Origin of the sequence: Gynuella sp. (assembly GCF_050297175.1) — a bacterium.
Classification (GTDB): domain Bacteria; phylum Pseudomonadota; class Gammaproteobacteria; order Pseudomonadales; family Natronospirillaceae; genus Gynuella.
In genome coordinates, this window is record NZ_JBNKSF010000015.1 from 22,717 (window position 1) to 36,796 (window position 14,080).

Genomic DNA, 14,080 nt, shown 5'->3' on the forward strand with positions numbered 1-14,080 from the left:
GCGAAACCGGATGGTTTCGCTTTTTTCAGATGCATAACGATTATTTTTTTTCAGGCTCAACCACCTGCTTTTGATCAACCTCATCTGCATCATTCTCATCTTTCTCTGTTCCATCAGAGAAAATATCGGCTACACGGCTACGCTCAAGTTCACCCTTGAGATTTCCGTCAGTATCGACCACCGGCAGCGAGTAAGAGGATTCAAGTGTGTCTGGTATAACCCGTTCAATAATGTCACCAGGCGCCACTGTTGGCAGCTCCTCATATGCATCTTCGCCGAGCCTGCCAGCGCCTCCCTGGTTGCCACGACATTGCTCAAGCGATTCCTGAGTCACAAACCCTTGATAACCCTCTTCTGTAACATGGTAACCATATTCGCTTTTGAACTGCTTCATCTGCACCAACGCTTCTTCGATAGTTTCGGCTGAGATCCGATAAGGTGCAGGTTTCATGACAGTCTCAACAGTCAGCGCTCTGGCCCGGTTTACGTCTTTGACGAACGCTTCCACATAAGGTGTCGCCGGATGCAGCAGAATCTCATCGGGAGTCCCCTGTTGATCAAGTACCCCGTCTTTCAATATTGCTATCCGATCGCCGAGCCGCAATGCCTCATCAAGATCATGAGTAATGAAGATGATGGTTTTGTGCAGCTTCTGCTGTAACTCAATGAGCTGATCCTGCATTTCACTGCGAATCAACGGGTCCAGTGCTGAAAATGCTTCATCCATTAACAGAATTTCAGCATCGGTACACAGGGCTCTGGCCAGTCCTACACGCTGTTGCTGACCACCTGACAGCTGTGACGGATACTGCTGTTCATACCCTGCCAAACCAACCGTTTCCAGCCACTGCTTTGCCTTCTCGGTACGGTTGTTTTTATCAACTCTCTGCACCGCCAGACCATAGGCAACATTCTCAATGACAGTTCGATGCGGCATAAGGCCAAAGCGCTGAAACACCATCGACATTTTATGACGCCGAAACTCCTGCAACTCTTTTCTTGAAAGCTGCATGACATCCGTATCTTCAACCCGAATGACCCCTTGGGTCGGATCAATCAGACGATTAAAGTGGCGGATCAGTGTCGATTTGCCAGAACCAGACAGTCCCATAATGACAAAAATCTCACCTTTTTTAATACTCAGGTTAATGTCCCTCAATCCCAGAGTATGACCCGTCTCGGCCAGAATCTGCTCCTTGCTTTTGCCTTCCATGACCATAGGCATGATCGCTTCCGGGCGTTCACCAAAAATCTTATACAATCCCTCTATCCGAATCATCGCCTCATCCATTTTTTATCCCCCCAAGATGAGCCTGGGTACGCTTGGCATAAGCCTGGGAAATCCGGTCAAACACTATGGCCAGGACCACAATTGCAAGCCCGTTCAACATGCCCAAGGTGAAATACTGATTGGTAATTGCCTTAAGCACTGGCTGCCCAAGACCCTTCACTCCAATCATTGAGGCAATCACGACCATAGACAAGGCCATCATGATCGTCTGATTAATACCAGCCATAATGGTTGGCATGGCAAGTGGGATCTGGACCCCAAGTAAACGCTGCATCGGACTGGCCCCGTAAGCCGTCGCGGCCTCCATCACTTCGGCATCCACCAGCCGGATTCCGAGGTTGGTCAGGCGGATAATCGGAGGAATTGCATAGATAACCACAGCAATTACTCCAGGCACCTTACCGATCCCCAACAACATAACCACCGGAATCAGATAAACAAATCCCGGCAGGGTTTGCATGATATCGAGCAATGGTGTCACGATCATCTGTGTACGATCTGAACGGGACATCAGGATTCCTACAGGAAGACCAATGAGCAGAGCCAGTATAGTACTGACAATAATGATACTCATGGTTCGCATGGTATCTTCCCACATACCAAAATAACCAATCAGTAAAAAAGAAACAACGACTCCCAGACACAGCTTCCATGAGCGGCTGGCAAAGTACGCAAGTGCAGTAATACAAAGAAGAACAATCCACCAGGGAGTGTTGAGCAATAGCTTTTCAAACCAGACCAGAAAAGCTAATAGGGGATCAAAAAAAGATTCTATGGCATCACCGTATGCCCTAGAGAAACTACGAAAACCTTCGTCCAACGTTTTTCGGATCGCCAGAAGGTCGGTACGCGACATCTCCGGAAAACGGGTTAACCATGATGAGTCTGCCATATGGATACCTCTTGTTTATGACTGTAACAAATATCGGCCACCTCCACAGGTGGCCGGGAAACACTCATAAATAAACTAGAGAGCATCGCTGACTTTTTTGGCAACGTCGGCTGAAACCCAAGGTTTCCAGACGTCCTGATAATTGGTCAGGAATTGATACATGGCAGTTTCCCCATCGGCCTGATTATCTTCCATCCAGGCCAGCAGCTCGTTCATCAAGGCATTAGTGTATGAGCGCTTGGCCAGATAAGCGTAGGCATCAGGAGCCTGAGAGGCAAAACTTTCTGTCGTAACGGTTTGTACCAGAGAAGGTGGGTACATAGTGACTTTTGGATTCTCACAGGTATCCTTGCTGGTACAGTTGATGAATTCTTCCTTATCAACACCAGAACCCAAGTCCACTTTCACCATTTTGTACTTACCAAGAACAGACGTGGGTGCCCAATAATACCCAAACCAGCCTTCTTTACGCTCATAAGCCTTGGCAATGGAACCTGCCAAACCAGCACCTGATCCTGGATCAATCTGATCAAAACCGTAGTCCGCCAGTTTAAGCGCCTTAAACAGATGATTGGCTGATATCTGGCAATTCCACCCGGCCGGACAACCATAAAACGCATGGCGCTCGTCATCTTCCGGATTTTCGAACAAATCTGCATGTTTGATCACCCCTTCAATGGTGGCAATTTCAGGGTACTTGTCGACCAGGTACTCAGGTACCCAAAAACCTTCTTCACCACCGTCAGACAGCGATTTACCAGCATAACGAAGGCGCTTCTCCGCAACCCCGCGGTCCAGTGCGTCTTTCATGGAATTGCTCCACATTTCCGGGGCAATGTCCGGCTCACCTTTCTCTATCATGGACGTTCCGGTCGGCATGGTGTCGCCCGGTACGATTTCAGCATTACAGCCGTAACCATGTTCGAGGATAAAACGATCGACATTAGCCATTAGGGTCGCTGAACTCCAGTTCATATCAGCAATCGTCACCTTGCCACAAGCAGCCTGTGCCTGTGAAAATCCAATCACTAGCGCAAGCGCTACCACAACTCTGATATTCATAACAACTCCGATATTACGATTTGACACTCTTTTTAAGCATACACATCTAATATTTTGAGTTCAAATCAATAACTTAGAAGCTCTCACTGGAAAACCCGCATATATCCATCTGGAAATTTCAAAATTCGCGTTATAATAAAGGCGAAATCAAAGGTTATAGGAAGGTATGGAACAAAGTATATATTGGCAGGAGGTTCTGATATCCCTGCGGCGAATTATCCGGGCCACCGACTTGCAGTCAAAACGTATCGTGAAAGCATGCGGCCTGACGATCCCACAGGTTATGGTGCTACGCGCCATTGAAGAGCTGGGGGATGTAACTGTTAAGCGGATATCAGACGGAGTATCGTTAAGCCAGGCAACCGTGACCACTATTCTGAATCGGCTGGAATCTCGGCATTTGATTGAAAGGGTCCGCGGCAATGCCGATCGTCGAATAGTCAATGCCCGTCTCACTGCTGACGGGCATGAAATACTCAGAACCGTGCCACCGCTATTGCACGAGGAGTTCATCAACAAGTTTGAAAACCTGAATGAGTGGGAGAAAACCCAGATTCTGTCCTCCCTTCAAAGAGTGGGATCCATGATGGATGCAGAATCTCTGGATGCATCGCCACTATTGGATATCGATATTCCTGGTCGCTAAGCTGTTCATTTTGAACAGCTTTTTTCCGCATATTTCTTTCACATCAAATGATTTGAGCACAATAGATTGATAGCCGGAACATACAATTGAGAAAGAAAGAATGAAGACATCCTTGTTTCAGACATCTCATGAGAATGATCCAGCACAACGATTCCGGACCCGAATATTTCAATCAACCGGGCAGCCTATTAAACTGCCACGGTTTCATGGCTACTGAAGAGAACCATCTTGAAGTCCCAACCCTTGACCAAACGCCAGCAACAGGCTTTACAAACCCGACAGCATATTTACCGGGTTGGTCTGAGTCTGATGGAAAAAAAAGGTTATCACGGCACCACAATTGAACAGATCAGCAAAGCGGCAAATGTGTCGGTTGGCGCCTTTTACCATCACTTTCAATCGAAAGAAGACATTCTGTCGCAGCTGTATCACGATGCCGACGACTACTTCGAGAACACCGTCAGCCAGCAATTGACTGCCACTACAGCAATGGAAAGAGTTGTTCAGTATTTTGGTTGTTACGCCGGTTACAACATCCGCATGGGTGTGGATACTATGAAAGTGCTGTACCACGCGGAGAACAAATGGTTCCTGAAAAAACACCGTACTATGCAGGAAATACTGCTGACAGTGATCCGACAAGGACAACAAAGCCGTGAACTCAGCTCGCAACAGAGCGCTGAGCAAATTGCCGAATTCCTATTCATCGCGGCACGAGGCGTCGTTTTCAACTGGTGCCTACAGGACGGAAATTATGATCTCCAGCAACAGATGAAGTACTACATGGGGCAACTCGTCACCCTCTTCGACAACTGATTGCTCCGACCCACACCACCTGCTGCACAATAATATTTCTACTGTGATTGATGGAGGTCAGCTTCTCCACCGTAAAATCGCGCTACCTTTTTAACCGAATAGATTCGGTGAATCGGTTCGCAGACTGTAGCAAGCAGAGAAAGACCAGTAACAAGCGGCTCCATCGCACTATCCGTTTTCAGGGGCAGCATTTAAGCAGATTTATCACTGCACTCCACACCGGTCATAAACAACAGTCTGAGCAGTAACGGGTTCGAATACAGTTTTTTTCTTTTGAGCAGGTGATGTATGAGCAAACAATATCCAAATCTTTTTGAGCCAATCAAAATCGGTAGCGTAGAAATCAAAAACCGTTACATGTTGGCCCCTATGGGTCCTGCCGGTTTCTGCGATGCAGACGGCTCCTTTAATGAACGTGGCGTTGAATTCTATGTAGAGCGTGCCCGCGGCGGTGCCGGCTTGATCATGCCGGGAGTCACCATGGTAGAGAATGAGATAGAACAATGCTCTCTACCATCAATGCCTTGCCCCACCCTGAACCCCCTTAATTTCATCAAAACTGCGAAGTTAATGACCGAGCGGATCCATGCCTACGACGCGAAGATATTTCTGCAGCTATCTGCCGGTTTTGGCCGGGTCGGTATTCCTGCCATTGTCGGCGGGACAGCCGTGGCACCTTCAGAAATTCCCCACCGCTGGCTTCCAGGTGCCACCTGTCGCGCATTGACCATTGAAGAAATCAAAACCTACGTTCGCAAATTCGCCGACTCTGCAGAAGTTACTCAAAAAGCAGGTTTCGACGGCGTCGAAATCCATGCCGTTCATGAAGGCTATCTGCTCGATCAATTTGCTATTTCATTCTTTAACCGCAGAACAGATGAATATGGCGGAAGCCTGGAAAACCGCTTGCGGTTTGCGACTGATATCGTCAAAGCGATCAAAGAGCGTTGCGGCCAGGACTTCCCTGTATCACTGCGTTACAGCATTAAGAGCTTCATCAAAGACTGGCTCAAAGGGGGCCTGCCAGGTGAAGAGTTTGAAGAAAAAGGGCGCGATATCGAAGAAGGTATCGAAGCGGCCAAAATTCTTGAAGCGGCTGGTTATGACGCCCTGAACGGTGACGTCGGTTCTTATGATTCATGGTACTGGAGCCACCCTCCCATGTATCAGGATAAAGGGCTGTACCTGCCTTATAATGAAATTCTCAAAAACACCGTTAAGATCCCAATCATCACAGCTGGTCGTATGGACGACCCAGAGCTGGCTTCCAGAGCCATCGCAGAAGGTAAAACCGATATGATTGGCTTGGCCAGACCATTATTGGCTGATGCGGATATTCCCAATAAAGTCAAAGCCGGAAAAGCGGAAAAAATCCGTCCATGCTTATCCTGTCAGGAAGGTTGTATGGGACGCCTGGCAAAATTCACATCTATCTCCTGTGCTGTCAATCCTACCGCCGGACGGGAAAAAGACTATGCACTGATTCCTGCATTGATTAAGAAAAAAGTCATGGTCGTCGGTGGCGGTGTTGCCGGGATGGAAGCCGCCAGGGTTGCCAAACTGCGTGGTCACGAAGTGGAGTTATTTGAGGCCAGCGACAAACTCGGCGGCGTGGTACTGGCAGGCGGTGTTCCGGATTTCAAAGAAGATGATTTCGCGCTACTCGACTGGTACCGCGCCGAACTGGAAGCACTGAACATCAACGTTCACCTAAATAGTCCGGTTGGCCCTGAAACATTTGCGCAACAAAAACCTGATGCCGTAATCATGGCAACAGGTTCAAAAGCCCGACTACTCGAGATACCCGGAGCAGACAATGTCTACACCGCTACAGATGTACTGCTGGGCAAGAAAGACCCTGGCAATACCATACTCATTATAGGCGGTGGGCTGGTAGGTTGTGAAACCGCACTATGGTTGCACGACATGGGTAAAAAAGTATACATGATTGAATTACAGGATGGCTTACTGCAGCTTGCCGGGCCACTGTGTCATGCCAACAGCGAAATGTTGCTGGAACTCATGCAGTTCAAGAAAATCGAGGTCTTCACCAGCTCTAAAGTCGTTGAACAGAATGCAGATGGTTTTGTCATATACAATGAGCATCTCGGAGAAAAAACCACCATCAAGGCTGACTCCGCTATTCTTTCCGTGGGTTATCACTCTGAAAGAAGCCTTTATGATGAAGTGAAAAACCAATTACCGGAGGTACACCTGATCGGTGATTCCAGACAAGTGCAGAATATCATGTACGCAGTCTGGGATGCCTATGAAGTAGCACGCAGCCTCTGATCGTTGTGACTGACCCGGCTTTCAAACAGGTCATCCAGACCTGTTTGAAAACTGACCTGGAAAACCAGATGGAATTTTTGAAGCTCCTTGGTTTTGCAGCGCTCACATTGGCCTTCCGCCAATAGTAATGCGTTTGCGCATTACAAAATTAGTCAGGCGAAAACACCTGTCTGGTTAATAAAATCTAACCTTCGTTTTTGGCCAAAGTTCGCTTTGGCCACCTTTTTATTTCATTCCTTGTGATCTTTGGAACACAGTGACCGTACCATCGTTACGGCATGTTCCCGTTCATACTTATAAACAGATATTGATTCAGGCCAAGAATGATACGTCTCTGTGTACACCACAACCCCAACAAAACACTCTCATTGGAGCAAGGCAAACATCCTGTTATACGTTAGCCGCAACTTCGGATGAACATAGATCTATCAGCCGCACTTTGAATCACCACAATTTAAACAGGTCGTGCAACCATCCATCAAAATCACAGCCTTGGTATGGCATTTACCACACAAACGAGCATCAGCAGGGAATCCCCCTTCTTTAATTTCGCTGACCTGACCATTCATTGCTTCGTACTCAGCACGTTTTTCAGCCAGTATTTGTTGTTGGGTTTCGCTCAGTCCTTCCGGCTCCATCATTCCAATCATCTTCAGGTGGCTTTCAATGGCATAACCAATTTCAGCGACAACGGAAGGCATGAAACGGCCTCCTGGTTTAAAATATCCGCCTTTCGGATCAAACACGGCCTTCAACTCTTCGACCAGAAAGGTTACATCCCCACCCTTGCGAAAAACCGCCGAGATCACTCTTGTCAGTGCAACCACCCACTGAAACTGATCCATGTTTTTGGAATTGATAAATATCTCGAAGGGCCGACGTATCTCATGTTCAGTACCGGGGTTCAACACCATATCGTTGATCGTCACATACATGGCGTGTTCGCTTAGAGGGGTTTTGATTTTATAAGTCGCTCCCATCAACAGTTCCGGTCGTTCAACGCTTTCGTGCATGTGTTGAATATTATTCGGCTGCTCATCTTTCTGTTGCTGGATTTTGCGCTGCTCATCCAGATTCACCACATCATAAGCAACGATTTTACTGTCTATCTTTTTAACCATTATCTTGTCTCCTGCATCAAACCGTCAGGTTATCCGCCACTATAATTTGCCGTAATAACCTTCTTTTAATGCATCGTATAAATTCGCGGCACTGTGAATTTCCCCGTCATACTCAATTTCTTCATTGCCTTTTGCTTCGATGACAGTGCCATCCTGCAACGCAAAACGGTATACCGTACTCTCCAGATCTTTTTCCTTCACCAGCACGCCCTGAAAGGCCTCTGGATTAAAACGGAACGTGGTACATCCTTTCAGTCCTTTCTGGTAAGCGTAAAGATAGATATCCTTGAAATCCTCATAGGGATAATCACTCGGTACATTAGCCGTTTTGGAGATGGACGAATCAATCCACTTCTGCGCAGCAGCCTGAATATCAACATGCTGAGTAGGAGTGATATCGTCAGAGGTCAGAAAATAATCCGGCAGCTTTTCATCTTCCTGCTGCGAATATGGCATGGCTTTAGGGTTCACATAAGTGCGATAGGCCAGTAGCTCATAAGAAAACACATCAACTTTTTCTTTTGATTTTTTCCCCTGACGAATGACATTGCGACTGTAATGATGCGCAAAACTCGGCTCAATACCGTTTGAAGCATTGTTGGCAATTGACAGAGAAATGGTACCGGTCGGAGCAATCGAACTATGGTGAGTAAAACGCGCGCCAGTTTCAGCAAGTTGTTCCACCAACTCCGGAGCCTCTTCCGCAAGCTGCTGCATATAACGACTGTAGCGGGCATGTAAAATTCTGCCCGGCACTTTGCTACCAGCCTTGTAGCCGTCGGCCAGCAGTTCGGGTCGTTTGCGCAACATTGCTTCAGTCAATTCATATTCCTGCAGCAATGCTGGTGCCGCACCTTTTTCCTTGGCCAGCTCCAATGCCTGTTGCCAACCAACCAGCGCCATTTGCAGCGTGACTTCCTCGGTGAATGCAATCGAATCCGGATCACCGTATTTCATACCCAGCATGGTAATGGCCGAACCCAACCCCAGATACCCCATACCATGACGCCGTTTTTCGGTAATCTCAGCCTGTTGTTGTGCCAGAGGAAGACCATTGATTTCCACCACGTTATCGAGCATGCGGGTAAAAATCGCCACGACTTCACGGAATTTATCCCAATCAAAACGAGCCTCATCAGTAAACGGAGAGGTAACAAATTTGGTCAGGTTGATGGAACCCAGCAAACAGCTGCCATAAGGAGGCAAGGGCTGTTCACCACATGGATTGGTGGCCCGTATTTCCTCACAGAACCAGTTATTGTTCATTTCGTTGACTTTGTCGATCAAAATGAAACCCGGTTCAGCAAAGTCGTAGGTAGAGGTCATGATCACATTCCACAGCTTTCTGGCCGGAATTGTGCTGTATATCTTAAACGCAACCTGGCCGAGATCATTATTAACGTACCCATCGGTAACATGATAATCCTTCCAGATCACCTGTTCCGGATCATTCAGCTCAAGACCAGAACGCTCCAACTCTTTTTCGGTCACAGGAAAACACAGAGGCCAATCCTGATCATTGATCACTGCTTCCATAAATCCATCGGTAATCAGCAGCGACAGATTAAACTGACGCAAGCGACCGTCTTCCCGTTTGGCTTTAATAAAGTCGAGAACATCAGGATGACTGATATCAAACGTTGCCATCTGTGCTCCCCGGCGGCCACCGGCAGAGCTGACGGTAAAACACATTTTGTCGTAGATATCCATGAACGACAGCGGGCCTGAGGTATAAGCACCTGCACCTTCTACAAATGCATTTTTAGGTCTCAGAGTAGAAAACTCGTAACCGATACCACAACCCGCTTTTAAGGTCAGACCGGCTTCATGGACCTTACTTAAAATGCCATCCATGGAATCAGAAATCGTACCTGAAACGGTGCAGTTTATAGTTGACGTTGCCGGCTTGTGTTCCAGTGCACCGGCATTCGAGGTAATCCGTCCAGCGGGAATGGCACCATTTTCCAGCGCCCACAAAAACTTATCGAACCATTTGCCTTGAGCATTCTTTTTTTCAACTTCAGAAAGAGCACTGGCAACGCGGGCAAAGGTGGCATTCAGATCACAGTCAACCGGTTTTCCTTTGGAATCTTTGAGACGATATTTACTGTCCCAAATATCTAGAGAGGCTTCTTGATATTGAACAACACTGCTATCGGTTTGATTAGGCGGCACGACTTCAGTCATATAAAGATCCTTCTGCTATGCAAAGCAAACTTGATGGATTTAGAGGTTTTTCAGGTTAGTGATTACCAACCTTGAGACTACTACATATAGTTTTAAGTCGCGAGTATATGCCACTAGATATTGGGTGTTAACTCATTTTTTTGGGAGTAGTTCCCGTCTTTGACAAATGTCATAAACAAGTGAATTTCATACAACAAAATGGAATTAAATATTCAGAAAACATACCGGGCTATTTATTCTATTTTTGGTTATCAAAATAACTTTTAATACCTAAAAAAATAATTAACCTGACAATTAAAACAAGTTTTTGAAAAATTTTTGCATTCATAAACAGCGACTGAAAGCGCTTACAATTTCAATACAGAACCGTTCAACGCTCTCCCAAAAAAAGAGCGTTAAAGTAGATGTGGTATTCAGAAAATACAAAGAGTTCTGAAAACAGGAAATGCATTCGAACCCAGGTTCGCGGAACAGTATTATTTAATCTGCGCCCGCATGCGATTGATGACCTCCCGATAATCCGGGGCACCAAAGATGGCAGAACCCGCAACAAATGTATCTGCACCAGCAGCTGCGATGTCGCCGATGTTATCGACATTCACGCCGCCGTCCACCTCCAGTCGGATATCCATTCCACTGCGATCAATCAGCTCCCGCACCTGACGAAGCTTATTCAATGTAGAGGGAATAAAAGACTGACCGCCAAAACCGGGGTTAACGCTCATCAGCAGAATTATGTCGAGTTTGTCGAGCACATATTCCAGATAACTTAACGGCGTGGCAGGATTCAGCACCAGACCAGCCATACACCCATGGCTTTTGATCAGTTGTAAGGTTCGGTCAACGTGGTCAGATGCTTCCGGATGAAAAGTGATGGAACTGGCACCGGCAGCCGCAAAGTCACCAACGATGCGATCCACCGGCCGTACCATCAAATGAGCGTCAATATGCGCCGTTATGCCGTATTTTCTCAGTGCCTGACAGATCATCGGCCCAAAAGTCAGATTGGGAACATAATGATTATCCATCACATCAAAGTGAACCCAATCGGCACCGGCGGCCAATACATTTTCAACCTCCTCACCAAGACGGGCCAGATCAGCAGCGAGGATGGACGGAGCAATAACAGCAGTAGACATGAGTATTCTCTCTGGCTAGGGTCTGAAGGGCGCGCATTGTAACGCGACCACCCAGACAGTTACACCAATAATGGTCACTGGTACTACCTTTGCAACATGATTCAACAGGCCATGGATCAACGCTGATTTTGATCAACCGGTATTCACCGGTTTTACTCACATACCAATATTGAAAGGACAGAAGAGGATAATTGGCAAATTTATGATTAAGGGCAAACTCTGGCCGGTACGGTGTCCGGCGACGGCTAAATTTGTTATCTGTCTGAGCCTGCTGTTCTGCTGTCGCACAGTGATGGCGATGACAGAACAACAACAGACAGAAGATTTGAAAAAATACTTCAGCCAGTCCATCAACGCAGAGCAATTGGTCAATATTCCCATGGGTGCCGGTAATATGAGCGCACTTTTTATTGAGCAGCGGACAGAATCCCCTCAGGGTGCCATATTACTCATTCCCGATACTGAGCAATCGCCCATGTCACCGGAATTACTTGAGCGAGTGCGTAACTATCTGCCCGATGTCGGCTGGTCAACACTGGCCATTTCACTGCCCGACCCCACCACCTTACCGATTCCGGCCCGGCAACTGTCTCCCGAGCCTCAACCCTTCAACTATAATCCGGACCAGACGACTCAGATGTATGAACGTATTCGCGCCGGAATCGCATTTCTGCAACAACGCAACATTTTTAATCTGGTGTTGATCGGATTTGGTTCCGGTGCTGACTGGTCCGCCGCTTATATGTCTCAACAGCTGACCCAAGAGGATAACGAAGGTTACGGACTGGTTATGGTCAATCCTCAAACACCCAAAAATATCCCGGCTCTCGACCTTCCGAACAGCCTCAGCACTTTGACGATCCCCATCCTCGATATTTACTTCGACCAGACTCAGGCAGATATAGTTCGCGCCAAACGTCGAAAGGCCGCTATCGCCCGGGCCGAAGCAAAACGCAACAAACCCATCAATGGCTATTTACAAACACTGCAACCCACAGCCGCTTCGCGTTTTGCCGATGGGCCTGATCGCATCACCCGGTTCATTTGGGGATGGCTAAAAACAAACCTCGGTGGCAAACAACTTAAAGCAGGGAAGGGAGCGCAAAAAAAATAAGACTTACACCGTTCGAACCAATAACCTTCTATCGCACAGTAACCATTGTCATAACACGCCAGAATAAAAACCGGCAAACCTGAGCATATCTGTCAGCAATATAATATCCATACTAAGAAATCAGACAAATACGAATCATCACATCTTCCATAAACTGATTGCTAATTTAATAACTGTGCCAATACACATCGCCGGGCATTGTTATGACATACAAATGTAATCATCATGAAAACGCGAGCGACATCCTTTATTCATGTATTATTGAATGTGCAGCTATACATCACGGATAAAATTGCGGTTTGGAATAAACACGCCAGACAGACCACCCAGAATCCAGAAAATGGCAGCAATGATGATTCCGTACCATTACTCCGCGTCAATAAGATACTGAGAAAAAGGTTACGACAAGATCTGAATAATAATCACTACTAAGAAGACAGCTAATGAAGAATAACAACCACACTGAAGCACCCGAAAAAACCTTTTTTTCAAGGCCAACAAATCCAGTCCTGCATGCAAAAGGCTGTAATTTCTTTCTGAGTCTGTCTTACATTGCAAACGGACTTTTATGTAACTACGAAACTATTTCTATTTACCAGAGGTTTTCTATAATCTGATCGTGGATTCGCACATCAAAATAAATCGACGACAACCCTATTTGCTGCCAATAAAGATATAGACCATCACAACGACCAGTCTCTGACATTTCAGTATTTACATAAGTTCATCCTAAAGTACGATTGAAAAAATAAACAGAATTTATCCAACAGGCCAAATTCGAACCAAAAACATTCAATCAAATTTTTCTGCCAATTTGTTCACATATTTACAGAATGAGCGTCATTCCTCCTGTGATTTTAAACAAATCAAAGAGGGATAATATGAGAGTTTCTGTAACCCACACGGACCTTGATCAGGCATTTTCGAAAATCTGGCTGGAACACAAGAACAGTGTTCGTCGTTATTGTCTACGCTGTTTATCTGACAATCCCGACACCGTAGACGATGTCATGTCAATTACCGCTGAAAAAGCCTGTCGTTTTTTACGCTCTACCGATACTTCTATCCAAAACCCTTTAGCGTGGCTCTGTACTATGGCACGCAACGTCTGCACAGATCTGCACCGCACCGAAGCAAGAGAATTTGAGCTGGTAAAACAGGTCTGTAATTCTCCAAACACATTTTTTTTTGCCGCTAACAACAGCGAACCACTGGAACAGGCTATCGAGAGGGAATATGAATTGTCTTCTCTACTCTCGGCAATTATGAAACTCCCAAAAAGACAGCAAGAGCTGTTATCCATGAGAGTCCTGGATGGGCTTGATTATCAGCAGATGGCATTGCACACACACATGTCCACCGTCAATCTGCGGAAAATTGTGCAATTGGCCCGACAGCAGTTACGGACAACCCGATTTAACCAGGCTTCACATATTTAGTCTGCCACCGTCTATTACGAACTATAGAAACATTCTTGAGACCTGAAATAACCAGGATTGGCGGAGCCTGCCGGAGGAAAA

The 14,080-nt window shown here is 46.5% G+C and carries 11 protein-coding genes; 5 read left to right on the forward strand and 6 right to left on the reverse strand.

Translation table 11 applies throughout. The features are described 5' to 3' along the window. Positions 1-40: 40 nt before the first annotated feature. The 3 genes from ACQY6I_RS05830 to ACQY6I_RS05840 all read right to left on the reverse strand — a co-directional run bounded on the left by ACQY6I_RS05830 (position 41) and on the right by ACQY6I_RS05840 (position 3,245). Entirely contained in the window at positions 41-1,291 is a 1,251-nt protein-coding gene (locus tag ACQY6I_RS05830; protein WP_428240530.1) for a quaternary amine ABC transporter ATP-binding protein, read from the reverse strand. Further along, a complete protein-coding gene (locus ACQY6I_RS05835) occupies positions 1,284-2,183 on the reverse strand; it encodes an ABC transporter permease (protein WP_428240531.1) in 900 nt (299 codons plus the stop codon). The genes ACQY6I_RS05830 and ACQY6I_RS05835 overlap by 8 nt, the downstream gene beginning before the upstream one ends. A gap of 75 nt (positions 2,184-2,258) precedes the next feature. After that, positions 2,259-3,245 carry an ABC transporter substrate-binding protein gene (locus ACQY6I_RS05840; RefSeq protein ID WP_428240532.1) on the reverse strand — a complete coding sequence of 329 codons (987 nt, stop codon included), beginning with the start codon at positions 3,243-3,245 and terminating at the stop codon, positions 2,259-2,261. A 166-nt stretch (positions 3,246-3,411) separates the two neighbouring features. On the opposite strand from ACQY6I_RS05840, the gene ACQY6I_RS05845 reads away from it, so the two are divergent. From ACQY6I_RS05845 to ACQY6I_RS05855, 3 genes are all read left to right on the forward strand, one after another. Further along, positions 3,412-3,891, forward strand: a complete 480-nt coding sequence (locus tag ACQY6I_RS05845) for a MarR family winged helix-turn-helix transcriptional regulator (protein WP_428240533.1) — start codon at positions 3,412-3,414, stop codon at positions 3,889-3,891. A 228-nt stretch (positions 3,892-4,119) separates the two neighbouring features. After that, positions 4,120-4,707, forward strand: coding sequence for a TetR/AcrR family transcriptional regulator (locus ACQY6I_RS05850; RefSeq protein WP_428240534.1), 588 nt, complete (start codon positions 4,120-4,122; stop codon positions 4,705-4,707). A gap of 288 nt (positions 4,708-4,995) precedes the next feature. Further along, positions 4,996-6,999, forward strand: coding sequence for an FAD-dependent oxidoreductase (locus tag ACQY6I_RS05855; RefSeq protein ID WP_428240535.1), 2,004 nt, complete (start codon positions 4,996-4,998; stop codon positions 6,997-6,999). 428 nt (positions 7,000-7,427) lie between these two features. Here the strand turns inward: ACQY6I_RS05855 and ACQY6I_RS05860 are convergent, their stop codons facing one another. The 3 genes from ACQY6I_RS05860 to rpe all read right to left on the reverse strand — a co-directional run bounded on the left by ACQY6I_RS05860 (position 7,428) and on the right by rpe (position 11,446). Then, complete coding sequence (locus tag ACQY6I_RS05860; protein WP_428240536.1) at positions 7,428-8,120, reverse strand: NrdJb; 693 nt, start codon at positions 8,118-8,120, stop codon at positions 7,428-7,430. A gap of 39 nt (positions 8,121-8,159) precedes the next feature. Beyond that, positions 8,160-10,307, reverse strand: coding sequence for an adenosylcobalamin-dependent ribonucleoside-diphosphate reductase (locus ACQY6I_RS05865; RefSeq protein ID WP_428240537.1), 2,148 nt, complete (start codon positions 10,305-10,307; stop codon positions 8,160-8,162). A 476-nt stretch (positions 10,308-10,783) separates the two neighbouring features. After that, positions 10,784-11,446 (reverse strand): ribulose-phosphate 3-epimerase, encoded by a 663-nt coding sequence (gene rpe, locus ACQY6I_RS05870; RefSeq protein ID WP_428240538.1) that lies wholly within the window; start codon positions 11,444-11,446, stop codon positions 10,784-10,786. 202 nt (positions 11,447-11,648) lie between these two features. Here rpe and ACQY6I_RS05875 point away from each other — a divergent pair, with 202 nt between their 5' ends. Further along, positions 11,649-12,560: a DUF3530 family protein gene (locus ACQY6I_RS05875; RefSeq protein ID WP_428240539.1), complete on the forward strand. Its 912-nt coding sequence runs from the start codon at positions 11,649-11,651 to the stop codon at positions 12,558-12,560. An 881-nt stretch (positions 12,561-13,441) separates the two neighbouring features. Beyond that, complete coding sequence (locus ACQY6I_RS05880; protein WP_428240540.1) at positions 13,442-13,999, forward strand: RNA polymerase sigma factor; 558 nt, start codon at positions 13,442-13,444, stop codon at positions 13,997-13,999. Positions 14,000-14,080 lie beyond the last annotated feature (81 nt).

Excerpts from the sequence above, each read along its gene's own strand:
- rpe (WP_428240538.1), bottom strand. The coding sequence starts at position 11,446 with ATGTCTACTGCTGTTATTGCTCCGTCCATCCTCGCTGCTGATCTGGCC.
- ACQY6I_RS05855 (WP_428240535.1), top strand. The coding sequence starts at position 4,996 with ATGAGCAAACAATATCCAAATCTTTTTGAGCCAATCAAAATCGGTAGC.
- ACQY6I_RS05835 (WP_428240531.1), bottom strand. The coding sequence starts at position 2,183 with ATGGCAGACTCATCATGGTTAACCCGTTTTCCGGAGATGTCGCGTACC.
- ACQY6I_RS05860 (WP_428240536.1), bottom strand. The coding sequence starts at position 8,120 with ATGGTTAAAAAGATAGACAGTAAAATCGTTGCTTATGATGTGGTGAAT.
- ACQY6I_RS05830 (WP_428240530.1), bottom strand. The coding sequence starts at position 1,291 with ATGGATGAGGCGATGATTCGGATAGAGGGATTGTATAAGATTTTTGGT.
- ACQY6I_RS05840 (WP_428240532.1), bottom strand. The coding sequence starts at position 3,245 with ATGAATATCAGAGTTGTGGTAGCGCTTGCGCTAGTGATTGGATTTTCA.
- ACQY6I_RS05845 (WP_428240533.1), top strand. The coding sequence starts at position 3,412 with ATGGAACAAAGTATATATTGGCAGGAGGTTCTGATATCCCTGCGGCGA.
- ACQY6I_RS05865 (WP_428240537.1), bottom strand. The coding sequence starts at position 10,307 with ATGACTGAAGTCGTGCCGCCTAATCAAACCGATAGCAGTGTTGTTCAA.
- ACQY6I_RS05875 (WP_428240539.1), top strand. The coding sequence starts at position 11,649 with ATGATTAAGGGCAAACTCTGGCCGGTACGGTGTCCGGCGACGGCTAAA.
- ACQY6I_RS05880 (WP_428240540.1), top strand. The coding sequence starts at position 13,442 with ATGAGAGTTTCTGTAACCCACACGGACCTTGATCAGGCATTTTCGAAA.